This window comes from Methylocystis sp. IM3 (genome assembly GCF_038070105.1).
Classification (GTDB): Bacteria; Pseudomonadota; Alphaproteobacteria; order Rhizobiales; family Beijerinckiaceae; genus Methylocystis.
This window is the reverse complement of sequence record NZ_JBBPBZ010000002.1, coordinates 1,569,150-1,592,634: the sequence shown is the minus strand read 5'-3', so window position 1 is coordinate 1,592,634 and position 23,485 is coordinate 1,569,150. Positions and strand designations below refer to the sequence as shown.

Below are 23,485 nucleotides of genomic sequence, written 5' to 3'. Positions count from 1 at the left end.
ACAGACGCCCCGCTGCGGGTAATGTTCGCTTCACGGATCGAATCAGGGGGGCAAGGTGGCTGGCAAAGGCGCGACAGCCAGGGAAGAATTCGCCGCGTTGCGCACAATCGGCGAGGTGGCGGAGCATCTCGACCTGCCTCAGCACGTGCTGCGCTTCTGGGAGACGCGTTTCAAGGAGATCGATCCGGTCAAGCGCGCCGGCGGCCGGCGTTTCTACCGGCCGCGCGACATCGCCCTTGTCGAGGCGATCCGCCACCTGCTCTATCGCGAGGGCTATACGATCAAAGGCGTGCAGCGCATCCTCAAGGAGCAAGGGGTCGACGCCGTGATCGCCGACGTGCAGCGCCGCCAGAGCGGCGAATCGTCTCCTCCGGCTCCCACGCCGCCCGCCGAGACCCCGCCGCCCGAGCCGGCGGCAGAGCCGACGCTGTTCGATATGGAGCCAAAGCTTCCCGACGAGCCGCACGGCGCTCCGCCGCCGGCAGTCGCCCATCCAGACGCAGAAACCACCGATTCGCCGGGCGCCCCCCAATACCCACTGGTCGCCATTCCGTCGCCTGTTTTCAACGCTCCGGTCGTGGTCGAACGACGACCGGACACGCGGCAAGCCGAATTGCTGCGGCATGTTCTGGCCGAAATCGACGAGTGCAAGCGCCTTCTCACAGTTACCCGACGTTAGACCGTTGCCAGAGGGCCGCCGCATCTCTATAAGGGCGGCCAGTCGGAGTGTAGCGCAGCCCGGTTAGCGCACTTGTCTGGGGGACAAGGGGTCGTGGGTTCGAATCCCGCCACTCCGACCATGCACTGCAAATGCTCATAAAAAGCAGGCATATGCGCTGGATCGCCGTCTTTGATTGTAAGGGCGGCTCGAACCACGCTCTTCTGTGGCCCCGGCGATAACCCCGCCTCGGCAAACGCCCTCGGAAGACTTGAATTTTCATCAGCCCCTCAAAAAGAGGGCGCCGACGACAATATCCTCAGCGTCCTGGTTTCATCAGGAGGCGATCATGCGTGTCCTCAACAGCCCCACCTTGATATCCTTGGCGTTTTGGGTTGCGACCACGGGCGTCGCATACGCTGGGAAAATCATCGGCAACGGTTAGGCTCGACGGACCCGACCAGTGGTGCGCCGCTCGCTCTCCATCCGGGTTAAATGGGCCGCGAAATCGATTCTTTCATCCGGACGGGCGGGCGGCGCGTTCTTCTGATTTGCGTTCCAGCATGCAAAATCGCTTTCAGCTGCGCCTCGCCAGCGCCAGCGGATTCGGCGTGGGTTCACCGATCTTGAACAGAGTGCTTTTGTCCGTGTGTTCGAAAAGCTTGCCGCCCTTGAGGATAAGGCGGGTGGCTTCCTCGTAACGCCAGGTTCCATCATCGTGGATCGTTACGCGGATCCGATATTCATCGGTGCGAAAAGCGGATTCAAGAAACGGATTGGAGCAAATACCGCTGGTCGTTAGGCCCCTCTCGGCGACAAGTTCGAACTCCCTGGCGTCGGACGCCGCCCGGCCGGCCGCCATGGCGGTCTGCCCACGTGGGATCGTCAGAGTCTGCAAAATGACCCCCGTCGCCGGCTCCCACAACCAGTAGCCGATCTGGTCGTGATAGGTCTCGACGTCTCCCGGCTTTACAATGTGCTGATGGTAGCGCAATCCGTAAAAAAGCTGCGGGCCATTGGTCTGGGGATCGATCGGCTGAAGTTCGAGCCGTTCGGCATAGGCTTGCGTCTGCGGCCCCGCAGCCTTCGGATTGACGTCCAAACCCTTCTCGCCGCGCCAGACGCCCGCCATGGGACGCAAAGGCCCGAGGTTGGCGAGCGTGTCATGATCAATGTCGGACGGCTCGGTATAAATATCCTCCAGATAGCGGCCATAGAGATCGGCTGACATCTTGCGCCCTAGAAATCCCGTTTCTTTCTCAGGATGGTAGTATCGGGCCGGAAGAATGTCGATAGGCGAGGACAAGGCGCCGGTGGCTCTGCTCATTATGGCCATGTGACAGGTTGACGGTTTTCCGGCCGGGCGTGACCATTGCCGCAGTCCTTATCAATTTGGACAAGACGAATGAACTTCACCAAGCGCTTTCGCGTCGATCCCGGCTCCAAAGTCGATCTCGCCGCAGTAGATCCCGGCTTTCATGGAAAGCACGCCAACGACGCCGAGGCGGCCACCGAGCTTCAGGAGCACTTGCAGCGCATCACCAAAGCGCAGCGCGCCCTTTACGCCGATCGCAGCCACTCGCTGCTGATCGTGCTTCAGGGCATCGACGGCGCGGGGAAGGACGGGACTTGCTGGCATGTGATCAGCGCCATGGATCCCCAAGGCGTTCAGGTCAGGGGCTTCAAGCAACCGACGGCCGAAGAGCGCGACCACGATTTTCTCTGGCGCATCCATCCCCATGCGCCCGGGCGCGGAAACGTCGCGATTTTCAACCGTTCGCATTACGAGGACGTTCTGGTCGTGCGCGTGCACAAACTCGCGCCGAAGGAGATATGGAAGCCCCGCTACGATTTCATAAATGAGTGGGAGAAGCTGCTCTCCGTCGAAAACAACACGACGATTTTGAAGTTTTTCCTCTATATTTCGAAGGATGAACAACTCGCCCGCTTCAAGGAGCGGCTCGACGATCCCTCCCACCAGTGGAAAATCAGCGCCTCCGATTATACGGAGCGCAACAGGTGGGACGATTATATCGAGGCATTCGAAGCCGCGCTGTCCCGCTGCTCGACTGCGCACGCGCCCTGGTTCATCATTCCGTCGAACCACAAATGGTTCAGGAATCTCGCTGTTTCAGCCATCATCGCAGATGCGCTCGAAGACATGAAACTCCAAATTCCCAAGCCGACGGTGGACATCGAGGAGATCAGGCGCCTTTACCACCAAGCTGAGGAGGCGAAGAAGCGCGGAAAGAAATTGGAAGCGGACACTCCTCCGGCCGAGCACGCGCCGGAGCCTCCGGCGCAGCCTTGAGCCGCTCTCCAGCCATACCCGCCTCGTCGTTCTTCTCGGCAATCGATCAGGCGCCGATGACATGGCGACACTATGCGCTCTGGCTTGTCGCCAGCGGCGGCGCCTTTCTCGATGGATTCTCGGTCGTGTCGCTCGGCCTGGCCCTGCCGCTCATGAAGCGCGACTTTTCTCTGTCTCCGCTCGTCGTTGGGCTTATGGGGTCCGCACTCGTTCTTGGAGCCGCAGCGAGCGCCTGGCTTGGAGGAATGCTCGCGGACAGGCTCGGCCGCAAACGCGTCATGACGATAGACATGGCGGTGATCGGCCTCGCCGCGCTGCTCGGCGCTCTCGCGCCAGATCCTTGGGTCCTGGTGCTCGCCCAGTTTTTGACTGGCGCCGCGATCGGCGCGGATTTTCCGACAAGCGCGACCTATGTTTCCGAAATGATGCCCAGGAAGGCGAGGAGCCGGATGACGGTCGCGACGATCGCCATGCAGTCCGTCGGCATGTTCGTTGCGGCGCTGGTCGGCCTTGCCGTGCTGAAAATTCATCCCAGCCTCGCCGACTGGCGGCTGCTTCTGGCAGGGGGCGGCGTCATTGCGGTTTTGTTTTTTGTTGCGCGTCTACGCGCGCCCGAGAGCGCGCGATGGCTGGTGACAAAAGGAAGGATCGACGAGGCGAAGGCGCTGCTCGCACTCCTGCGCTGCGAATTCGGAGAAACAACGAAATCGGCGCAAGGTTTTCAGGTGGCCAAAGCGCAAGCCGACCTCGGATCGCCGACCCGGAAGTCACATGGGGCGGGACTTCGGACCCTCCTCGACCCGCATTACCGCGACCGGACGCTACTCGTATCCCTGCCCTGGATGCTCATGGATGTGGCCACTTATGGGGTTGGCCTCTTCACGCCGGTCATCCTCGGAGCATTACATTTCGGCGGCGCCGGGTCAGGGACGGTGGCGGCGGATCTGGCCGACGCCCAAGGCAGCGCGGCCGTTGATCTCTTCCTCCTGGTGGGTTTTCTGGCCAGCCTCTGGGCGGTTCCGGCTCTCGGGCGAATCTTCATGCAGATCGCCGGTTTCGCCGGCATGGCGGTCGGCATGACTCTTCTGCTCTTCGCGGCCGTCGCCAATGACGGCGCGCAGGCGCACATGGGCTTCATTATTACAGGGTTCGTCCTGTTCAACTTCTTCATGAACGCCGGACCCAATGCGACAACCTTTACGCTTGCTCCGGCGCTCTTTCCGACGGCCATCCGCGCTTCGGCAAGCGGCTTCGCCGCCGGCGCCGCCAAAGCAGGCGCCACGTTCGGCACCTTCGTCGTCCCGCAACTCCAGGCCGCCTGGGGCCTTGACGGCGTCGTCGCCTTGATGACCCTGGTGAGCGTCGCAGGGCTTATCGTCACCGCTTCTTTGGCTCATGCCGTGAACGAGGAAGGCGCCCTCGAAGAATAGCCCTCGAGAGATGAGGCCTAGTCGCCGTTGTTCGGGAGAGAAAGCAGGATGCGCAATATCAGGGACTATCTCGCGGGGTCCAGCGTTGTTGATCTGGCGCTCTCGATCCTCCTCGCCCTGGCGCTCGTAAAGGTCGTGGACTCTCTCGTCGTCGATATACTGATGCCGCTTATCAGCCACTTCGCCGGCAACGGACGAGACATGGCGGATTACTTCATCCCGATCGCCCCGGGCATTCATCAGGATATGACCTATAGTGAAGCCAAGCAGATCGGCGCTGTGATCGGCTATGGGCAATTCATCATCGCTCTTGTTTATTTCATCATCGCGGCGACCCTGTTTTTCCTGATATCGAAGGGCCTGCGCGACTGGCGCAAGGCGGATCAGTCAGACCAGACCCGCGAATAAGAGCGCACCGACCCGCCAGGGCCCTATGAATAAAAGAGAACCGGGAATCAAAGAAAAGCTCGATTCACTCGCGAAAGCCGCCCGGGAAGAGCTCGTCAGCGATTTCGAACTCATACTGGAACATCGCTATCTTATCGTCGCCCTTGCTGCGACCCTTGTGGGCATTGCGCTGTTTTCGAACCCGCCGCCGCCGGGCCGCGTCGTTCTGGCCGCAGGGGCTCCCGGCTCGTCGTACAGCGCATTCGCGGAGAAATATAAGAAGTTTTTCGCTGCGCGCGGGATAATACTCGAAGTCCGCCAGACGCAGGGCGCGCTCGAGAACGCCCGCCTCGTAACGGACGCCGGAAGCGATGTGGACGCCGCCTTCATTCAGGCCGGTCTCATCGATCCCCAAGCAGCCGCCAACGTCAGATCTCTGGGCAGTCTCAACTACGCGCCAGTCTGGCTGTTCTTCCGCGGCTCCGATAATAATGGAAAGCTACAGAAGTTCATGGAGCTCGGCCAGCGCCGCATCGCTATCGGACCCGCCGAGAGCGGCTCCTATGCGGCCGCGATGCGTCTGCTTGCGCTCAACAAGCAACCGGTCTCCCGGAATCTTGTCGTCATGCCTTTGGCCGAGGCGGTCGCGGCGATAAACCGGAATGATCTGGACGCGGTTCTTCTCGTTGACGGCGTAGATTCGGAGATCATCCGCGCGCTGGTCAGAAATCCCGATTTGCAACTGGCGAATTTTGCCAGAGCGGCAGCCTATGCACGTGCGGTGAGTCACTGGCAGGCGTTGACTGTTCCGATGGGCGGTCTCGATCTCGCCCGCAACTTCCCCCCTCAGGATACCCATATCGTCGCGACGACGACCGATCTTGTCGTCAAGGAGACCGTCCACCCGGCCATTCAGATGCTCTTTCTGGCGGCGGCGCAAGCTGTCAACGGAAGGGAGGCCTTTTTCGAGAAGCGCCACGAATTCCCTTCGTTCAAAAACGACGACCTCGAGGAAAGCGAGGAAGCAAAGATCTTCTACAAAAATGGCGAGCCGTTCCTGATGAGGTTCCTCCCCTTTTGGCTCGCGGAATTCTTCAACCGAATGTCATTCTACCTTTTTCCGCTGTTCCTGCTGTCATATCCCACGATCAAGCTGATCCTGGATTATCGCGTCAAGCAGGGACGCATCAAGATCAATGCGGTCTATCGGAAGCTGGCGGCCCTGGAAAACCAGCTCACTTATTCCTTCGATCCATTCAACCGGGAGAACTATATCACGCAGCTGAACACCATGGAGCGCACGGCCATGGCCCTGCGATTGCCGAGGGAACTCTCCGGCGAATATTTCATGCTCCGCTCCAGCATCAATTACATCCGCACATGCCTGTTACGCGGCGAGCCTTATATCGAGCAGCGTCACACCTCTCCCCGCGACCAGCCAGACCCGACGTCATTGCGCGTATAAATTCGCCGTAGATCAATCCGCAACGACGCCTTTGGAATGCAGCCAAGCATCCGCCAGATTCCAGGCGACGGCGACGACGATCGGCCCGACGAAAAGGCCTATGATTCCATGGGCCAGTATCCCGCCTATGACACCGATGAAGGTCACGATGGTCGGCGTCGTCAGCCCGTGAGACAGGAAGAACGGTTTGACCAGACCATCGGAAAGGCTCACGGCGCCAAGGCAGATTGTGAGCGCCAACGCGGGAGCGACGGGCAGATATGCCCACGCCCATATGGTTACCGGCACGGTGACCAACCCGGGACCGATCTGCACGATCGCCAGGATGAGCACGAGCAGCATCAGCACGCTCGCGCCAGGCACCGCTGCAAGAGACATCCCGACGCCCGCGACGATCGCCTGCAACAGGGAGATGCCGATCACGCCGCGAGACACCGCGCGAATCGTGGCGCCCGCAAGCTCGACGAAGCGCACGCCATTTCTTTTGTCGATCCGCGCAGCGAGATTCTCCGCTGTGCCGACGAGAGTGGGCGAGGAGAGAAAGAGGAAGCCCATGACAAGGACCGACACAAGAAATTTGACAGTGCCGACGCCGGCGCTGCTCACCGCTTCGATCAGCTTTTCGCCGAGCGGCCTCAATTGCGGAAGAAGAGGGGCTAGCGCGCTTTTTACGTTCGTCGAGGCCAGGGACCAGAAGTCGTAAAGCTGCGCCCCGATGAGCGGCCACTGCTTTACCGACTCGCTGGGCGGTGGGATGGCGAGCTTTCCAGAACTGGCGCCCTCGATCATGCTTGTCGAAGCTTCGATCAGATCGAGGCCGAGCCAGGTAACGGGACCGATGACGAGCAGCAGGCTGAGGCAGGTGATCGTTGTCGCCGCCATGCGCTGTCTGCCGCCGAGCAGCGCGGAAAGCCATTCGAAGGCCGGATAGAGCGCGACGGCCATGATCACGCTCCAGGCGATGATCGGCGCGAAAGGGAAAACGATGATCGCCGTCCAGTAGATGAGAAAGGCGATGAGACTGAGCCGAATGGCGAGTTCGATGGCGTTATGGTCGCGCTCCGCCTCCTCCTGCGTATCTGCGCCGCTCTTTCGAGCGTTTCTCCAGAAAATATCGATCCATTTGGGATCGCGGGACGTAGCAAAACTTTCGCGGCCAGACGCGCTCATTTCATCGCCATTCCATCGCTGTGCTCCGCTCAGTTTTGCGTTTCGGCGAAACCTTGGCAAGCAAAGAAAGAAGGGCGATGCTCAAACTGAGCAGGCCCTTCGTTGACCGGTTTCAGATTGTACTTATTGTCTGTCAGTGACCGTTTCGTAACGCGAAGATGGACCTCTTTGCAATCGTGTGGCGCAGCCTCGATTCGCAAACGTGACCAGGGAAGCGAAGACATGCTGGACGTAGTCGCTGGCCTTCCAATCGGCGTCTTTGGCCTGACCGCAAATGGCACGGTCATCGCCCAGGACATCACGCAGGCGCTCGAACGGGCACGTGCTGAGTCCCAAAAGCAAAGCGGCCTTATCGTATTCGTTGACCCCGACCTGGACGGCTACCTTTCAGAGATCGTCTCGGCGCTGGACAAGGCGTCAGGGGCGGAGCCAGCTCAGTTCTTCAATTGGGCGCTGGTCGTCGCGGACGACGCCGTCAGCGAGGCTGAACAATTTCGGGAGCGTGGTAAATTGCGAATCTTCGCTCAAAGCCGGCGCGGGGACGCGCTCGCTTGGGCGGCCCAATGAAAATCGCTTCAAAGAGGTTGAAATGAACAATTCGAAAACCACGCCTCTCTTCGCCGCCGTTTTCTTCGGCTTGGCGCTTTCGCCAATCGCGGCGATCGGGCAGACGGCGACCGCCGGAATGTTGCAGTGTCACCTTTCGGGCGGGGTCGGGATGATCCTGATCGAGAACCAGGCGCTCGACTGCGTCTATAAAGGCCTGTCCGGGCCGCCCCAGCATTATGTCGGCCGTCTCACCAATGTCGGCGCGAATATCGGCATCAGCGGCCCCGGCGAAATGATCTGGAACGTGGTGGCGGCGACCAACAAGGTCGGCCCGGGCGATCTCGCCGGCGATTATGCGGGCGCCCAGGGCTCGGTCGCGGTCGGCGGCGGCGTCGGCGGCGCCGTCCTGGTGGGCGGATCTGGCAATTCCATTTCCTTGCAGCCCATCTCCGTGTCGGTCGGCACAGGACTGAACGTCTCCGCCGGCATCGGCAACATCAGCCTGCAATATATGCCGGTGACTCCGCCGCCGCCCTTCCACCCGGTCAAACGCGGCAAGGGACAGTAACCGGAGGCCTGCGACGTAGCCTAAGGGAGTATGTCATGAGCAGCGATGGCAATCCTACTCAGAACAAGGCTAACCACTACATCTTCGCCGGGGTCGGCGCGGTGCTCGGCGGCCTGGCGGGCGCGGGCATGGCCGGCGTCATCACCGCCGCCGCGGGCGCCGTGCTGGGCGGTCTTGTGGGATACAATATTCTCAAGCGGCTGTAAGAAACGCGCCGCCGCCCCCATCCCGGCGCGGCGGCGCAACCCGGCTATTTTGAGAGAATTTGCTTTTTGGCGCGCCACCGGGCCGAGCTCCTCGGTCCAGTGAGTAGCATTTCATGGCCGCGCGCCTTCGATCAGGGACAGAGGACCCTGCCTCGGCCCCGGATTCATCGCGTAACGAGAGAGGGCCGCAATGGTTGCGCCGGTAGATTTATCCAAATCCCCCATTCCCGAGGTTCTGGCGGCCTTGTCAACAGACCCGCACAAGGGTCTAGACGCGAAGGCGGCGGGCGACAGGCTGGCTAAATACGGGCCGAACGCCCTCGAAGAAAAGAGAACCAGCGCATGGCTTCTTTTCCTGCGCTTCTTCTGGGGTCCGATCCCATGGATGATCGAAGCCGCAGCGGTCATGGCGGCGATCGTGCACGACTGGGGCGATTTCTCCATCATTCTCGCGCTGCTGATCTTCAACGCGCTGCTCGGGTTTTTTGAGGAGCACCAGGCGTCGAACGCCCTTCAGGCGCTCAAAAACGCGCTGGCGCTGAAAGCCAAGGTCCTGCGGGACGGCGCCTGGAACGAAATAGACGCGAAGGACATCGTCCCCGGCGACATCGTGAGAATTCGCCTGGGCGACGTCGTGCCGGCGGACGCCCGCATCGTCTCCGGCGACTATCTCAGCGTCGATCAGGCCGCGCTCACGGGCGAGTCCCTGCCCGTGACCAAGAAGCCCGGAGATCTGCTCTATTCCGGATCGATCGCCAAGCAGGGCGAGATTCAGGCGGTTGTGACGGAAACGGGCGCGCGCACCTTCTTCGGCCGCACGGCCTCGCTGGTACAGAGCGCGGGCGCGACCTCGCATTTCCAGGCCGCCGTCATGCGGATCGGCGATTTCCTGATTGCCGCGGCGGCCGTTCTCGCCGTGATCCTCATCGCGGTCCAGCTTTCGCGCGGCGCCGACGTGCTCCGGCTCGCCGAATTCGTGCTCATCCTGCTGGTCGCATCTGTGCCGGTCGCGATGCCGGCGGTTCTCTCGGTCACCATGGCGCTCGGCGCAAAGTTGCTGGCGCGCGAAAAGGCGATCGTGTCGCGGCTCGAGTCCATCGAAGAAATGGCGGGGATGGAGATCCTCTGCTCAGACAAGACCGGCACGCTCACGCAAAACAAACTGACGCTCGGCGAGGTCAGCCCCTGGAAGGGCGCCGATCCCAAGGAGGCGCTGCTCGTTGCGTCTCTCGCCTCCAAGGCCGAGGATCGCGACCCGATCGATCTCGCCGTGCTCGCCGGCCTGCATGACGACTCGGCGCTGAAAGCCTATACGCAGACCGCCTACCAGCCCTTCGATCCGGTCACGAAGCGCACCGAGGCGACGGTGAAGGGGCCGGACGGCGTCGTTTTCCATGCGGCCAAGGGGGCGCCGCAGGTCATCGTGGCGCTCGCCAAACTCGAGGGCGCCGATCTCGAGGCGGCGAACAAAGCCGTCGACACCTATGCGGCGAAGGGGTTCCGCACGCTCGGCGTGGCGCGCACGGAGGCCGGCGGCGCATGGCGCTTCCTGGGATTCATCCCCCTCTACGACCCGCCGCGCCCCGATTCCAAGGAGACGATCGCGAAGGCGGAAGCCTACGGCGTACGCGTCAAGATGGTCACGGGCGACGATGTGGCCATTGCGCAGCAGATCGCGGCGGATCTGGGTCTCGGCACAGGCATCCAGCCCGCGACGGATTTGTTCAAGAGCGGGATCGGCAAAGGCGACATTCCCGCGGACATCGCCGCAAGGATCGAGGCGGCCGATGGTTTCGCGCGCGTCTTTCCCGAGCATAAATATGCGATCGTGAAGGCGCTTCAGGAGCGCGGCCATATCGTCGGCATGACCGGCGACGGCGTGAATGACGCCCCCGCGCTCAAACAGGCAGACATCGGCGTCGCGGTCTCCGGGGCGACCGACGCGGCGCGGGCCGCCGCCGCGCTCATTCTCACGGCCCCCGGCCTCTCGACCATCATCCGCGGCATAGAGGAGGCGCGGCGCATCTTCGAGCGGATGATGAGCTACACGCTCTACCGCATCGCCATGACGCTCGACATCATGGTCTTCATCGTGCTGGCGACGATCGTCTACGGGTTCTTCCCCTTGACCCCGGTGATGATCATCATGCTCGCCCTCCTCGATGACATCCCGATCATGACCATCGCCTTCGACCGGGCGAGGGTGCCGAGCCTTCCAGTGCGCTGGCAGATGGACCGAGTGCTTGTGGTTTCTTCGGTGCTGGGCGCCATCGCCGTCGTTCAAAGTTTTGGGCTCCTCGTCATCGGGCAGAACGTCCTGCACCTCGACGCGCCTCACCTTCAAACGATTCTCTTCCTGCAGCTTGTCGTCGGCGGGCATTTGATGCTCTTCGTGACCCGCACGAAGGGTCCGTTCTGGATGCCGCCCTTCCCCGGAACGGCGCTGTTCTGGGCCATCGTCGCGACGCAGATTGTAGCGGCTCTCCTGTGCGCCTATGGCGTGCTGGTTCCTGCCCTGCCGTGGGAGCTGATCGGCCTCGTCTGGGCCTATAACATCGCCTGGATGTTCGTTCAGGATCTCGCCAAGCTCGCGATCTACAAGGAGCTTGCGCTGCGCGCGGCAAAAGCGACGCCCTTCCTGTCGCGGCTCAATGAACGGCTGAATGCGTTCGGGAAGAGCCGGGCTCCCGCAATTACCGCGCCGCAAGCGCAGGAGCGGGACGCGTCGGGGCGGGCCGCTGCTCAGATCGCGACAGCCCTTGGACTCGGCGCAATCGCGGCGCTCCTCTGGACGGGCCATCTGGTCACGGCCGACGGCGCGGCAAGCCCCGTCGCCGACGCCGCGACGCCGCCCGCCGCCGCGGCCAGTGAGAGCCCCGAGCCGAAAGTCGACGCCGCCGCGAGCGCCGCCTCGGCCCCGCAAGCCCCCGCGGCGCCGGCGACCGGGGCGCGGCCCGAGGAAAAGGCCGCCCCCGCTGCGGCGGCTGCGCCCGCCGCGCAACCCGCCACGCCGCGGATGTCGGCGCGATTGGGCGCGCTGCCGACCGAAGCGCGCGCGCGGGGCAAATGGCGCCAGCTGCAAAGGCGCGTCCCGGGCCTGATCGGCGCGCACCAGCCGGAGATCGGCAAAAAGCAGAAAGACGGCCAGAGCGTCTGGGTCATCGAGGTCGCCGATTTCGCAAACCCGCTCGAAGCCGCGGACTTCTGTCAGAGCCTGCGCGCCAAGGGCGCGGAATGCGAACTCGTCGCCGGCGAATGAGGACGAGAGATGGGCGCGCCTGAAAACGCGCCCGTCTTCGCTCAGACTGAGCACCGGAGAGATTGACCAGTGGCGCGCCGCGTCTATCCTTGCGGGCCATGAAAGATCCTTACGAGACGCTCGGCGTTCCAAAGACGGCTTCGCCCGAGGACATCAAGAAAGCCTATCTGCGCCTCGCCAAGAAACTTCATCCCGACCTCAATCCCGGCGACAAAACCGCCGAGGAAAAATTCAAGGAAGTTTCGAGCGCCAACGATTTTCTCTCCGATCCGGACAGGCGGCGCCGTTACGACGCCGGCGAGATCGACGCCACTGGCGCGGAACGACCGCAGCACAGATATTACCGCGATTACGCGGGGGCGTCGGGCCACCAATATGAAACGCAATCGGGTTACGCCGATTTCGCCGAGGATGAGATTTTCGCCGAACTGCTGAGACGGCGGGCGCAGGAAGCGCGGCGCGCGCGCGGCGCCGATCTGCACTATCGGCTGGAGATCGACTTCCTCGACGCCGTCAACGGCGCGAAAAAGGAGATCGTTCTGCCACAGGGCGGCGCGCTGGATGTCACGATCCCCGCCGGCATTGAAGACGGACAGGTCCTCCGTCTGCGCGGCAAAGGCGCCCCGGCTCCCCGAGAGGGAGAAGCAGGCGACGCGCTGATCGAGATTTCCATTCGTCCGCACCGCTTCTTCTCGAGGGAAGGCGACGACATTCATCTCGAACTGCCGATCACGATTACAGAGGCCGCTCTGGGCGCCGAGGTGAAAACGCCGACGCCCAGCGGCAAGGTGTTTTTGAAAATCCCGAAGGGATCGAATACCGGCACGGTTCTTCGCCTGAAGGGCAAGGGCGTTGCACACGGGGGCCGGAAGGGCGACGAGTTGGTCAGGCTGAAAGTCATGGTGCCGGCCCAGCCGGAGTCCGAATTGGAGGCGTTTCTTTCAAGCTGGAAACCTGCGACGCGATACGATCCGCGTCAGGACCTGGAGTGACGAGCGGTGAAAGAGCAGGAGTTTCTACAACACGCCGAGCTTGATCATGTGACGCTCAAAGCATGGATCGGGGAGGCATGGCTTGCGCCGTCAGACAGCGCAGGCGAGCCTGATTTCAGCCAGATCGACCTCGCGCGCGCCCGGTTCATCCTGGAGCTGCAACGGGACATGGGCGTGAACGACCCTGGCGTCGGCGTCATTCTCCATCTTCTGGATCAGCTCCACGGCCTGCGTCGTGCGATGAAAGAGCTGCTCGAGGCCGCTCACGAGACGCGCGATAAGATATGAACCCCCGTCCCCAGCGGCGAGAGCCAACCCCTCGCAAGGCCTATTCTCCCACTGCCGCGGATTGGGATATTTGTGAGCCGCCATCCCCGCCTCCGCCACCGGGCGCCTCGGCGTCGAGCTCGTGCAACAGGCGTCGTAATCGTTCAGGCATGGGGGCGCCGAGGATATCATCGAAACAGGACCGCAACTCGGTTCCCAATTGCCATTGGATGGCAAGTTCCTCGCGTGTCTTTTCCTTTCGTAGAAGTTCGGCCTGAAGCTTATGCACATTCCTCTCCCTGGGGGGGCTATTCAATGCTGCAAACCCCCGAGAGGGCTGCAATTCGTGACTGTCAACGATCTTCGCGCAGGTCTCGCGCGCCCCGGCCTCTCCGAGGCCGGGCGAGGGCTCGCCCTTCCCTGTAGGGAGTCAAGCGCATAACCCTCCAAAATTGACAGCGTTCCCGGACGGCGGCCAACAGCCGGAAGCTGCGGATCGAAGAAACGATCGGCCGGGGAAAGGGACCGACAGTCCCAACAGACCTTCTGTTCAGCCCGCATGGCCATGCTATAGTCCCTCGCTTCGATCGGAGTGACAGCATGGCGTCTCTTTCGAAACTCTTCATGGTCTCGATTTCCGCCAGCGCGTCAAGGTGGCCTGCTAAGGTAACGGGCTCCCCGACACAATCGCGCCGCCAACAGAAAGAAGCAATGAAAGCTGCGCTTTTCGGTATTCTGGCGATCGCCCTCAGCGGGTGCGCCATCAATATCCACCCCAAGGGGCAGTGTCCGACGCCGGGCGTCTCGCCGCTCGCATCCAATTGCCCCGCCGCGGCGCAAGACAGGTAAGGCCCGCGTTGCCAACGGGTCCGTCATGCCCGGCCAAAAAGGAGATCACACCATGGAAAGGCTTGCCCTTGCGCTGCTCTGCGCAGCCGGGACGTTTTGGTTCGGCTCGGTCGCTTACGCACAGTCCCCTGCCCCAGCGGCTCCCGATTGCGCGGCGCAGGCCACCGAGCAGAAGCTCGTCGGCGCTGCGCTCAACAGCTTCATGAAGAAATGCGAACGCGAGACGGCGATGCGCGCCTGCGAGTCCGCCGCGACGGAAAAGAAATTATCAGGGGCCGCGCGGGCGAGCTTCACCAGGAAGTGCGTGAAAGACGCCGCAATGACTCCCGCCGATCAGTAACGGCCTCCGATAGTTGTACTTCTGCGACACTGTTCCGAGGAACGACGTTCGAAGCAATTGTCAGGCTTGGCGAAAGGACGCCCCGACGCTAGCGTGAAACGGTTTTCAGGGGCGCTTTTCAGGGGTTGCGGCTTGCCCCCGCCAGCCGGGGGCAAGCCGCTTTTAATCCACCGACCACAAGCTTTCCGGTCGTCCGCCCAACCGCTGCGAGTCGCGCGTCAGCATCCTCCCGGCAAAGTGTCGCGACTCTTTTGGCATGTCCTTGATAAAACGGAAACATTCAGCCAAAATCGAGTGGCATGGAGGCGTCAGGCCTGCTTCTTCGACCCACCCGGCTGCATGGGAGAAAATCATGGATTTTCATCCTTCCATCGATCGTGCGATCCGTTCCACGCGGGTCGAAGAAGAAGGATCCGCCCCGCTTCCGCAGCGTCGCGACAATGGGCATGATTTCGACGCGCCAGCGTGGCGACAACCGAAGGGGTGGGCGCAGCCGTCCGCCGCCTTCCGTCATTTTCCCCAGCGTCTGATCGACCTCGAGCGGCGCGCCCGCTTCACCAGCCTTCCGCTCGACCAACGCTGACCCGGACGAAACAGCGCCCTATCTCTCGGCTCTGCAATCTCATGTCAGTGCAGGTCAGCCATGCCGTCCAAGCCTCCGATTCGACAGCGCACTCCCGAGGATGACCCCGCGCCCGGCGCGCCCGGCACGGGCGAGGATATTTGTCCCGAATGCCGGGGGACCGGCAGGAAGACGGACTTCGACACCGGAGCCCGTTTCGACGCGCCCTGCCCGCGCTGCGACGGCAGCGGCCGAATTGTCGAAGGGATCGGCGGAGGCTAAGGCGTTGACCGAAACCTCGACTGAAAGCTAATTTGCCAGCGGCTAAAATCGTTTAGCGCAATTCAGGAGAATTTCGATGCCGGCCCGCCGTTTCGCTCTCGCGCTTTTGTCCTTCGCCGTTATCGTCGTCGCTCAACCGGCGGCGGCCTTCGACGAGGCCGTTCTGGCCTATTGCAAGTCCGACATCGAACGGCTGTGCGCCGGCATTCAACCCGGCGGGGGGCGGCTTCTGCAGTGCCTGAAGGGCCACAAGGAAGAGATGAGCGTCGGCTGCGCGCAGGGGCTCGCGAAGATGAAGAAGGGCCGCTAAAGCCCACCGACCAGGCTTATCTCCCCTCCCCTTGCCGGGGAGGGGCTATTGCACGCCGGCAGGCTACGCCGCGGCCTTTTCGAAGCAGCCTGGCGTCACAACCTTGTTTCCTCGTTTATCTCTCCGGGGCGGAAGGGCCTTTCGAACTCCGCGCCGATGCCGCCGGCGAAATGGCGGACGACAACGGCGCGCGTCGCGCCGATGAACACGCGTGCGCCCGCAACAGGCCGCGCCTCGGTTTCGAGACCGACGCCGGAAATCGACAGGTCCCGAATTTTGACGATGGTTTCCTGCCCGTCGGGGAGACGCAGCAACGTCCGTTGCATGATCGGCACAATGCGGTCGTGCCGGCGGTCTTCCGGCAGGCTTATGGCGTTGCGATTGGCGAACCAGGTCAGCTGATCGGCAAGCCTGTCGCGCTTTGTCGGCGACAGACTCATCGTCAGGGCGAAGCCGGCCTCGGTGCGGCCGATGGCGACGCCCGCAAAGCGGCCGATCTGTTCGAGGTAGACGATGACTTTCTCCCCCACCTGGGCTTTGGCGGGCGCGGCCAGCGACATGTCGCCGGGCGACATCTCGATGGTCTGGCACGGATACTCCAGCCGCGACTCCAGCATGTAGCGCCCCCTCAATGTGACGGGAACGCGCTGGAATCTCAGGCTTTCGCGCAAGTCCTGGCAGCGACCATATTCAGGCAGGGGAAATGCCATGTCTTCGCTATCTGCGCCTTTGAGTTTCGGCAAAGATAGCGCGCGCGCCTTTAAGGATTGCTTACGCGCCGCGAAGCACGAGCGGCGCGGATTGCCGTTATTGATTGCAAACGACGAGTCGCGGGCCTGGGCGCGCCCGTTCGTCCGCCATACGCGCGCCGGGGCGCGCCGTGAGGGAGACAATCCGCATCGAGAGGAGTTCGAGCGGATCCACGCAAAATGCGCCGAGCCGATCGGCCGGAGAGGGCGCTGACAGAGAGCCGAGCATTCGGGCGTGCGTCTTCCCGAAATGGCGCAAGGGCAAAAGGAGCAACTCGAGATCGAGTCGCGCGCCGTCGCTGGTCCGCGTCCTGGCTCCGGCGACCACGGGAATCGCGCCGTCGCTGACCGTCGCCATGGCGGCGGACAGGCTTCGACGGCTCTGCTCCTCCCACAGATCGACGAAGGACTCGCCACGCTGCTCGGCCTGCCAAAGGGCATTGATGCGCGCGCCGGAATAACGAAGCGGAAAGGCGCCGTCCGCATCCACTTCGACGATGAAGGCGTCAGCCAGAATATGGCGGATGGCGGCGGGATCGATATGCGCCCGATCGGGAGCGGCGCGCGCGCCTCTCAGCCTGTTCCAGTAAGCGTACAAATCCTTGCTGACCTGATGTCTCATCTTTTCCCGTCCGGTCGATCGGCGGCTTGCGCCAGAATGAAACGGGGCGCCCCCACAGCGCCCAGCCGACGACAATTCGAGCAGGCCGCGTGCCAGCCGGGCGCATTAACCTTTTCTCAATCTCTCGCTTGCCGGAAGCGCAGCCGTGTGTGACCTTCCGGACATGGGGCCAAGGCAAGGGGGACGCTCCGCTCCCGACGCCAAGGCCCCATGACAGACCTTTTCGAAGTAACGCGACACGGCTAAGAGGGGGGCGATGCTCCGAACGCCCCCCTCGGTCCTTACCGGCGACTGGGTCGGACACAGCCAGGGAAGAGACGTGGCCGACAGGGAGAAGGTGCTCAATCTGCCGGGCGTGATCAGCGCCCTCCTCGGCGTCATGGCGGCTGTTCAGCTCTTCGCTGTGCTCGCACCGAGCAGTCTGGTCCACGGCTTCTACGGCGCCTTCGCCTTCATTCCGCTGCGTCTCAGTTTTGCCCTGGCGCCGGAGCGCGTGCTCGCGGCGCTCGGCGCCCTGCCGCTCGATCAGGGGGCCGAGGAGATCGCGGTCCAACTGAGCGACGGCCCGCTCGTCTTTCTCACGCCCCTGACCTACGCCTTCCTGCATGGCGGCTGGACACATCTCGCCATCAACGCCCTCACCTTCGCCGCCTTCGGCGCGCCCGTCGCGCACCGGCTGGGCGTGCGCCGCTTTCTGTGGTTTTTCGGGGCCTGCGCGGTGGCGGGCGCCCTGACGCATTTTGCGCTCCACCCGCTGGACGCCACGCCCGTCGTCGGCGCCTCGGCGGCAATCTCCGGAACCATGGCGGCGATCGTGCGTTTTGCATTCACCCCCGGCGCGCGGCTGGGTCGTGGCGCAATGGATGGAAGAGGGACGCGGACCGCCTCTCTTTCACAGCTCGGCGAGAACAGACAGGCGATGCTTTTTCTGATCGTCTGGTTCGGCGCAAATCTCCTCTTCGGCGTCTTTCCCGAGGCGATGGGCTCGACTGAGCCGATCGCCTGGGAAGCGCATCTGGGAGGGTTCCTTTTCGGGCTTCTGACCTTTGGCGCCTTCGATCATTGGGGGCGGCGCGTCTAGCTCTTTCCGCTCGGACAGCCGCCGTCGCCCGCCGCACGCTCGGGACAGGCCAGGCGCGTCGAGGGAGGGAGCCATGACTGTTGCTTGTATTCTTTCGGAAAAAGGACGACACGTCGTGACCGCCGCGCCGGCGGTCTCGCTACGGCAAGTGACACAGGAACTGATGCGCCACGGAATTGGAGCGCTCGTCGTCGTCGATGGCGCCGGCGCGGTCGTCGGCGTGATCTCGGAACGAGACGTCGTGGCGGCGATCGCCACACATGGTTCGCGGGCGCTCGACGAGCCGGTCGAAAGCCACATGCAGCAAAACCCGGTCATCGCCCACGAGAACGACACGGTCGACTCCACCATGCAGACGATGACGCTGGAGCGGCGTCGCCACCTGCCCGTCATGCGGGACGGCCGGCTTTCGGGCCTCGTCTCGATTGGAGACGTGGTGAAATATCGCATCCGCGTGATCGAGGAAGAGCATCGCTGCATGCGTGAATATATTGCCCAGGCCTGAAACGGCCCTCGCCCTCCGGTCGCGCCCCTTTCGGCGCGATCGGCCGTCCGTGGTCACACGGTCGCGCCGGGAATCGGAATATGGGCGAAGATATTCGGCAAAGCGCGCTTGGCGGCCGAGCGCCCGACATTGATGAGCTGGTCCGCCTTGTGGAAATCGAACATGCCGATATCTTCCATCCGCGCGGTGATGGTGGCGTCCGGCGGGTCGCCCGCGAGGCGCGAGCGCAGGATACGATCCTGAATGATGTTGAAGGCGTCGATCATCGCCGTCGCCACATTCGGCGCGTCACCGGGCTGGCGCTCGAAATAACGCGGGAGAATGCGATCCACGAAGGAGATGTCCGGCTTCTCGCCGAAAGGCCCGGCCTCGGCGGCGCGCTTGGCGGCCGCCGGATCGTCGCGGATGACGCGCGCCCGATACATGGTGTCGGCCGTCACATTGACCGCGATGACGAACTCGGCGCCGAGCGCGCGACAGACCGTCACCGGCACGGGATTGACCAGCGCCCCGTCGAATAGCCAGCGGTCGCCCACGCGCACGGGCTCGAAGATGCCGGGGAGCGCATAGGACGCGCGGATCGCATGGGCGAGCCCGCCGCGTTGCAGCCACACTTCGTGGCCCGTCCCCACCTCGGTCGCGACAGCCGCGAAGGGGATCGGCAGGTCCTCGACGTTGAGAGAGTCCAGCTCCTGCTCCAGCGCCGCCCTCAACCGCTCGCCCGTGATGAGGCTCGCGCCCGAGAAAGAAAGGTCCATCAGCGTGAAGACGCGACGGCGCGTGAGCGACCGCGCGAAAGTCTCGATCTGGTCGAGCCTCCCTGCCGCATAGCACCCGCCGACCACGGCGCCGATGGACGTTCCCGCGACAATGTCGGGATGAATGCCCTGCTCCGACAGTTCACGCAACACGCCGATATGCGACCAGCCGCGCGCCGCGCCGGCCCCGAGCGCAAGCCCGATCAAAGGCTGCCCCCGCGGTTTCCCGCTCTGGTCGCGGTCCTGCTCTATAACGGCCGGAGGTTTCCCTTCCGGCGTCTCCGTTGCGTTCATTGCGTCCCGCGACTCGCTGGTGATCGAAGAGTCGGTGCGTCGTAGCAGCGATAGCATCACATTCGTCCGCGGTTTCCTCAAGTTATTGTTATCTTGACCTTGCGAGGGGCTTAATTGGCAGCCTTTCCAAAAACTCTCCCGCAAAACCATTTAGGGATCGTAGCGAAAACGCCAATATGCGGAACCCGCCACGCTTCGCTGCTTCGTCGCCACACTGCGCATCGCCCGCCGGGTCGAATTTGGCCACCAGCTCCCTCTTCCGAGGAGGCGGGGCTTTGTTTTTGGACAGCTCAGGCGCCGCAGTGGTTTCGATTGGAGGGTTGCATGACTGGATTGGCTCTAGCCGACCTCGCCGGCCGCCTTCGCACTCGCTCCCGTCCTCGTCGAGGCGCATTCCTGGGTCCGCGTCCATCGCGGCGCGAAGGCCTCGCATAGCTGCAAGAAGCAGCAAAAGGAGCAGAAAGAAGCTCCCGCGGCGGCCGAAAAGGATCAGCGCCGGCATAGAAAACCGATATGTGACGCGCTCGGCCCCGAACGGGAGCCATTGCCCGCGCCCGCTAATTTCCGAATACGAGCCGACGGCCGCCGTCTTCGGTCGTAAGCCGCCGGTAGAAGCAGGATTTGCGGCCGGTATGGCACGCCTTGCCGTCGCCGCCGGCCTCGACCGTCAGCATGATGGCGTCCTGGTCGCAATCGACCGCGAGCGACAGAACGCGCTGGACCTGTCCGGATGTGTCGCCCTTGCGCCAGAGCGCGTTACGCGAACGGGACCAATAGTGGGCGACTCCGGTCTCGATGGTCTTGTCCAGCGCGAGCTGGTTCATATAGGCGACCATCAGAATTTCGCGCGATGCGGCCTCGACCGTCACGCAGACAATAAGGCCGTTCGCGTCGAAGCGGGGGGCGAATTCCGCGCCCTCCTCCAGCGCCGCCTTGTCCATCAGCGCGCCCCGCGCAACAGCGTGTAGAAATGCGCCTGCTGGGCCGGATCGTCCCGGAAGACGCCCGAAAACTGGACGGTCACGGTCGACGATCCCTGTTTCAGCACGCCGCGCATCGACATGCACATATGCTCGGCCTCGACCAGCACGGCGACGCCGCGTGGGTGTAGATGTTTCTCGATCTCGCCGGCGATCTGCGCCGTCATCGCCTCCTGGGTCTGCAGGCGACGCGCGAAGACATCGACGAGACGCGCGAGCTTGGAAAGGCCCACGACGCCGCCTGTCGGATAATAGGCGATATGCGCCCTTCCGACGAAGGGCACGACATGGTGCTCGCAATGCGAGGTGAAGGGGATGTCGCGCACGAGCACGAGGTCGTCGTAGCCCTCGACCTCCTCGAAAACGCGGGACAGCACCTCGTCCGCATTCTCCTGATACCCCTTGAAGAACTCCTCATAGGCCTTCACCACGCGGCGCGGCGTCTCTTGCAGGCCCTCGCGGTCGGGATCGTCTCCGGCCCAACGCAGCAGGGTGCGGACGGCGGCCTCGGCCTCGGCGCGGGAGGGGCGTTCGAGCGTCTTCGCGACGGGCGCCGTCACGGGGCGCTCGGCGGTTGCAGGCGTTGCGTCCATCATGGGCTCGGAGCGGTCTTCTTCGAAACTGGGGCGGGCAGGAAAGGTCTTAACCACGTCATCCATGTGGCGCCTCCTCGAACAATCGCGCCGCGGACGGGCGGCGCTTGCCCCCATGCGGTCAAGACGCATGGGTCGGAACCTCAAATCACGCCCCTCGTATGCGAGAAAACGACGCGAAATTCGAGACTTCGCCTGAGTCTTGCAGAAACCTGCGGCGCCTCGGCGTTGCGCCGGGACCGCCGCTTTCGCGCCAGCCCTCGAGACTCTATATAAAGGCGAGCGGGAGCGAAGGTAAGCCCCGCGCCGAGACCGCGCTGAACATGCTCGACAAGGTCTATAACGCCAGAATCCTCGAACTGGCCGGAAACATCCCGCGTATCGGACGCCTGGCGCAGCCGGATGCGTCCGCCAAGGCCTATTCCAAGCTTTGCGGCTCGACCATCACGGTCGATCTCGACCTCCGCGACGGGAAAGTCGCGGATTACGCCCACGAGCTGAAAGCCTGCGCCCTCGGCCAGGCCTCGGCCTCGATCATGGCCCGCAATGTGGTGGGCTCGACCCCCCAGGAGCTGCGCGAGGCCCGCGAGGCGCTGCGTCGAATGCTGAAGGAGAACGGCCCGCCGCCGAAAGGCAAATGGGCCGACCTCGCCGTGCTGGAGCCCGTTCGCGACTACAAGGCGCGGCACGGGTCAACGATGCTGGCGTTCGACGCGGTGGTGGAGGCCTTGAGAAAGGTCGACCCCGAAGATGCAATGCGATCTCAGGACTGACTTCGCTCGGGCAATTTCCCGATGTGGGAAAAGCTTCGTCCAGCCTCACGCCTGATCGGGCCGCGCCAACAGTTTCCCACTGCATCGACCACGACGCAGGTTTCGACGCCGCCGCCCGCCGAAGCGGCGATGCTGATCGGTAACACCGGCTTCGGCTCAAGTTTCCCAAAGACGTCGGGCGGTCCGAATGTACTGTCGATCGTCGCGACGTTGCCGTCGACGTCGACGATAACAGCCACTCCATCGGCGCTGGCGATCACATAGCTCATGCATCCCCCCTCTTCGCGAGTAATCCAGCCCGATTAAAGCAAAGCTCTGGCTCGAACGTCAACGCGTTTCAACCGCTCGTCTCTGTCCTCCCTGCGGTCCTAGCCTGCGCCTCGATGTTTTGGTTATGTTCGATCATGCCCGCTCCTCCGATTCGCATCCTCGGCATCGACCCCGGCCTCAGAAACACCGGCTGGGGCGTCATCGAGTCCCAAGGCTCCCGCCTGTCCTTCGTCGCCTGCGGCCGCGTGCGGTCGGACGCGTCGCTCGACATGGGCAACCGGCTTCGTCAGCTGCACGAGGGACTTATGCAGGTCATCGCGGATCATGCGCCACATGAGGCGGCGGTGGAGGAGACCTTCGTCAATCGCGACCCGCAATCGACCCTCAAACTCGGCCAGGCGCGTGGCGTTGCGCTGATGGCGCCGGCGCTCGCAGGGATCGAGATCGCGGAATACGCCGCCAATCTCGTGAAAAAGACCGTCGTGGGCGCCGGCCACGCGGAGAAGGCGCAAATCCAGATGATGGTGCGTGTGCTTCTGCCCGCTAGTCAGGCGGCCTCCGCCGACGCGGCGGATGCGCTGGCGGTCGCGATCTGCCATGCGCAGCACCGCGGCGCCCGCGCGCTGAGGGCGGCCCTATGATCGGCAAGCTCAAGGGCCTCGTCGACAGCTATGGCGAGGATTTCGTCATCCTCGACGTGAATGGCGTTGGCTATGTCGTGCATTGCTCGGGAAGGACGCTGCAAAAGCTCCCCCGCCCCGGCGAGGCGGCGGCGCTCGCCATAGAGACGCAGGTGCGCGAGGATTCGATCAAGCTTTTCGGCTTCCAGGGCGAGGCCGAACGCGACTGGTTCCGCCTGCTGCAAACCGTCCAGGGCGTCGGCGCCAAGGTGGCGCTCGGCATTCTCTCCATCCTCTCGGCCGCCGAACTCGGCTCGGCCATCGCCACGCAGGACAAGGCGATGGTCGCGCGGGCGCCGGGCGTCGGGCCGAAGCTCGCCGCGCGCATCGTCGCGGAGCTGAAGGACAAGGCCCCCGCCTTCGGCTCCGTTGATCCGGTCGTCGCCAAACTTTCGGGCGGCGACGAGGACCAGAACGCGCCCTCGGCCGTGCGAGACGCCATCTCGGCGCTCGTCAATCTCGGCTATGGCCGGCCGCAGGCGGCCGTGGCCGTTGCGGCCAGCGTGAAACTGCTCGGCGAAGGCGCCGAGACGGGCGCGCTCATCCGCCAGGGGCTGAAGGAGCTGGCCAAATAG

At 63.3% G+C, this 23,485-nt stretch carries 29 protein-coding genes and 1 tRNA gene; 22 read left to right on the top strand and 8 right to left on the bottom strand.

What is annotated here, in order from left to right; all coding sequences use genetic code 11:
• Window positions 1-55: 55 nt before the first annotated feature.
• Complete coding sequence (locus WOC76_RS09625) at window positions 56-679, top strand: MerR family transcriptional regulator (RefSeq protein WP_341388132.1); 624 nt, start codon at window positions 56-58, stop codon at window positions 677-679.
• Between the two features lie 43 nt (window positions 680-722).
• A tRNA-Pro gene (locus WOC76_RS09620) sits at window positions 723-800 on the top strand.
• A gap of 435 nt (window positions 801-1,235) precedes the next feature.
• Here WOC76_RS09620 and WOC76_RS09615 read toward each other — a convergent pair.
• On the bottom strand, window positions 1,236-1,889 hold the full coding sequence (locus tag WOC76_RS09615) for an FABP family protein (protein WP_341107285.1): 654 nt from the start codon (window positions 1,887-1,889) through the stop codon (window positions 1,236-1,238).
• 174 nt (window positions 1,890-2,063) lie between these two features.
• Between WOC76_RS09615 and WOC76_RS09610 the strand changes: the two genes are divergently transcribed.
• Genes WOC76_RS09610 through WOC76_RS09595 form a run of 4 tightly spaced genes read left to right on the top strand, consistent with a single transcriptional unit; the run spans window position 2,064 to window position 6,251 of the window.
• On the top strand, window positions 2,064-2,969 hold the full coding sequence (locus tag WOC76_RS09610; protein WP_341107287.1) for a polyphosphate kinase 2 family protein: 906 nt from the start codon (window positions 2,064-2,066) through the stop codon (window positions 2,967-2,969).
• Window positions 2,966-4,399 carry an MFS transporter gene (locus WOC76_RS09605; RefSeq protein WP_341431391.1) on the top strand — a complete coding sequence of 478 codons (1,434 nt, stop codon included), beginning with the start codon at window positions 2,966-2,968 and terminating at the stop codon, window positions 4,397-4,399. Before WOC76_RS09610 ends, WOC76_RS09605 begins: the two co-directional genes overlap by 4 nt.
• 48 nt (window positions 4,400-4,447) lie before the next feature.
• Window positions 4,448-4,807 carry an MscL family protein gene (locus WOC76_RS09600; RefSeq protein ID WP_341107291.1) on the top strand — a complete coding sequence of 120 codons (360 nt, stop codon included), beginning with the start codon at window positions 4,448-4,450 and terminating at the stop codon, window positions 4,805-4,807.
• A 25-nt stretch (window positions 4,808-4,832) separates the two neighbouring features.
• Entirely contained in the window at window positions 4,833-6,251 is a 1,419-nt protein-coding gene (locus WOC76_RS09595; protein ID WP_341431390.1) for a TAXI family TRAP transporter solute-binding subunit, read from the top strand.
• 12 nt (window positions 6,252-6,263) lie between these two features.
• Here the strand turns inward: WOC76_RS09595 and WOC76_RS09590 are convergent, their stop codons facing one another.
• On the bottom strand, window positions 6,264-7,421 hold the full coding sequence (locus tag WOC76_RS09590; protein WP_341107294.1) for an AI-2E family transporter: 1,158 nt from the start codon (window positions 7,419-7,421) through the stop codon (window positions 6,264-6,266).
• A gap of 102 nt (window positions 7,422-7,523) precedes the next feature.
• On the opposite strand from WOC76_RS09590, the gene WOC76_RS09585 reads away from it, so the two are divergent.
• The 11 genes from WOC76_RS09585 to WOC76_RS09535 all read left to right on the top strand — a co-directional run bounded on the left by WOC76_RS09585 (window position 7,524) and on the right by WOC76_RS09535 (window position 15,605).
• Window positions 7,524-7,988 (top strand): hypothetical protein, encoded by a 465-nt coding sequence (locus WOC76_RS09585; RefSeq protein ID WP_341388124.1) that lies wholly within the window; start codon window positions 7,524-7,526, stop codon window positions 7,986-7,988.
• A 22-nt stretch (window positions 7,989-8,010) separates the two neighbouring features.
• The gene (locus tag WOC76_RS09580; RefSeq protein WP_341107298.1) at window positions 8,011-8,538 is read left to right on the top strand and encodes a DUF992 domain-containing protein; all 528 of its coding nucleotides are present in this window, start codon (window positions 8,011-8,013) and stop codon (window positions 8,536-8,538) included.
• A 35-nt stretch (window positions 8,539-8,573) separates the two neighbouring features.
• On the top strand, window positions 8,574-8,744 hold the full coding sequence (locus WOC76_RS09575; protein ID WP_341107300.1) for a hypothetical protein: 171 nt from the start codon (window positions 8,574-8,576) through the stop codon (window positions 8,742-8,744).
• 190 nt (window positions 8,745-8,934) lie between these two features.
• Entirely contained in the window at window positions 8,935-12,003 is a 3,069-nt protein-coding gene (locus WOC76_RS09570; RefSeq protein WP_341107302.1) for a plasma-membrane proton-efflux P-type ATPase, read from the top strand.
• Window positions 12,004-12,101: 98 nt separating this feature from the next.
• Window positions 12,102-12,995 carry a DnaJ C-terminal domain-containing protein gene (locus WOC76_RS09565; RefSeq protein WP_341108807.1) on the top strand — a complete coding sequence of 298 codons (894 nt, stop codon included), beginning with the start codon at window positions 12,102-12,104 and terminating at the stop codon, window positions 12,993-12,995.
• Window positions 12,996-13,001: 6 nt separating this feature from the next.
• Window positions 13,002-13,283: a chaperone modulator CbpM gene (locus WOC76_RS09560; protein ID WP_341107304.1), complete on the top strand. Its 282-nt coding sequence runs from the start codon at window positions 13,002-13,004 to the stop codon at window positions 13,281-13,283.
• Between the two features lie 690 nt (window positions 13,284-13,973).
• Window positions 13,974-14,111: a hypothetical protein gene (locus WOC76_RS09555; RefSeq protein WP_341107306.1), complete on the top strand. Its 138-nt coding sequence runs from the start codon at window positions 13,974-13,976 to the stop codon at window positions 14,109-14,111.
• 52 nt (window positions 14,112-14,163) lie between these two features.
• Window positions 14,164-14,451, top strand: a complete 288-nt coding sequence (locus WOC76_RS09550; RefSeq protein ID WP_341107308.1) for a PsiF family protein — start codon at window positions 14,164-14,166, stop codon at window positions 14,449-14,451.
• A gap of 352 nt (window positions 14,452-14,803) precedes the next feature.
• Window positions 14,804-15,034 (top strand): hypothetical protein, encoded by a 231-nt coding sequence (locus WOC76_RS09545; RefSeq protein WP_341107309.1) that lies wholly within the window; start codon window positions 14,804-14,806, stop codon window positions 15,032-15,034.
• A gap of 60 nt (window positions 15,035-15,094) precedes the next feature.
• Window positions 15,095-15,295 carry a hypothetical protein gene (locus WOC76_RS09540; protein WP_341431389.1) on the top strand — a complete coding sequence of 67 codons (201 nt, stop codon included), beginning with the start codon at window positions 15,095-15,097 and terminating at the stop codon, window positions 15,293-15,295.
• 76 nt (window positions 15,296-15,371) lie between these two features.
• Window positions 15,372-15,605, top strand: a complete 234-nt coding sequence (locus tag WOC76_RS09535) for a cysteine rich repeat-containing protein (protein ID WP_341107311.1) — start codon at window positions 15,372-15,374, stop codon at window positions 15,603-15,605.
• 95 nt (window positions 15,606-15,700) lie between these two features.
• Here the strand turns inward: WOC76_RS09535 and WOC76_RS09530 are convergent, their stop codons facing one another.
• Window positions 15,701-16,315 (bottom strand): PilZ domain-containing protein, encoded by a 615-nt coding sequence (locus WOC76_RS09530; RefSeq protein WP_341107312.1) that lies wholly within the window; start codon window positions 16,313-16,315, stop codon window positions 15,701-15,703.
• 97 nt (window positions 16,316-16,412) lie between these two features.
• A complete protein-coding gene (locus WOC76_RS09525) occupies window positions 16,413-16,976 on the bottom strand; it encodes a PAS domain-containing protein (protein WP_341107314.1) in 564 nt (187 codons plus the stop codon).
• Between the two features lie 256 nt (window positions 16,977-17,232).
• On the opposite strand from WOC76_RS09525, the gene WOC76_RS09520 reads away from it, so the two are divergent.
• A complete protein-coding gene (locus tag WOC76_RS09520) occupies window positions 17,233-18,057 on the top strand; it encodes a rhomboid family intramembrane serine protease (RefSeq protein WP_341431388.1) in 825 nt (274 codons plus the stop codon).
• A 73-nt stretch (window positions 18,058-18,130) separates the two neighbouring features.
• Window positions 18,131-18,562: a CBS domain-containing protein gene (locus WOC76_RS09515; protein ID WP_341107316.1), complete on the top strand. Its 432-nt coding sequence runs from the start codon at window positions 18,131-18,133 to the stop codon at window positions 18,560-18,562.
• 53 nt (window positions 18,563-18,615) lie between these two features.
• On the opposite strand, the gene WOC76_RS09510 is transcribed toward WOC76_RS09515, so the two are convergent.
• The 3 genes from WOC76_RS09510 to folE form a co-directional block, all read right to left on the bottom strand.
• Window positions 18,616-19,614 carry a patatin-like phospholipase family protein gene (locus WOC76_RS09510; protein WP_341107318.1) on the bottom strand — a complete coding sequence of 333 codons (999 nt, stop codon included), beginning with the start codon at window positions 19,612-19,614 and terminating at the stop codon, window positions 18,616-18,618.
• A gap of 557 nt (window positions 19,615-20,171) precedes the next feature.
• On the bottom strand, window positions 20,172-20,555 hold the full coding sequence (gene hisI, locus WOC76_RS09505) for a phosphoribosyl-AMP cyclohydrolase (protein WP_341107320.1): 384 nt from the start codon (window positions 20,553-20,555) through the stop codon (window positions 20,172-20,174).
• Window positions 20,555-21,253, bottom strand: coding sequence for a GTP cyclohydrolase I FolE (folE, locus tag WOC76_RS09500; RefSeq protein WP_341107322.1), 699 nt, complete (start codon window positions 21,251-21,253; stop codon window positions 20,555-20,557). The genes hisI and folE overlap by 1 nt, the downstream gene beginning before the upstream one ends.
• A 257-nt stretch (window positions 21,254-21,510) precedes the next feature.
• Here folE and WOC76_RS09495 point away from each other — a divergent pair, with 257 nt between their 5' ends.
• The gene (locus WOC76_RS09495) at window positions 21,511-21,960 is read left to right on the top strand and encodes an iron-sulfur cluster assembly scaffold protein (RefSeq protein ID WP_341107323.1); all 450 of its coding nucleotides are present in this window, start codon (window positions 21,511-21,513) and stop codon (window positions 21,958-21,960) included.
• On the opposite strand, the gene WOC76_RS09490 is transcribed toward WOC76_RS09495, so the two are convergent.
• On the bottom strand, window positions 21,951-22,229 hold the full coding sequence (locus tag WOC76_RS09490; RefSeq protein ID WP_341107325.1) for a hypothetical protein: 279 nt from the start codon (window positions 22,227-22,229) through the stop codon (window positions 21,951-21,953). The two genes, WOC76_RS09495 and WOC76_RS09490, sit on opposite strands and share 10 nt — an antisense overlap.
• A gap of 135 nt (window positions 22,230-22,364) precedes the next feature.
• Between WOC76_RS09490 and ruvC the strand changes: the two genes are divergently transcribed.
• Together ruvC and ruvA are read left to right on the top strand one after the other, a co-directional pair.
• Window positions 22,365-22,871: a crossover junction endodeoxyribonuclease RuvC gene (ruvC, locus tag WOC76_RS09485; protein WP_341107327.1), complete on the top strand. Its 507-nt coding sequence runs from the start codon at window positions 22,365-22,367 to the stop codon at window positions 22,869-22,871.
• A complete protein-coding gene (ruvA, locus tag WOC76_RS09480; protein WP_341388108.1) occupies window positions 22,868-23,485 on the top strand; it encodes a Holliday junction branch migration protein RuvA in 618 nt (205 codons plus the stop codon). Before ruvC ends, ruvA begins: the two co-directional genes overlap by 4 nt.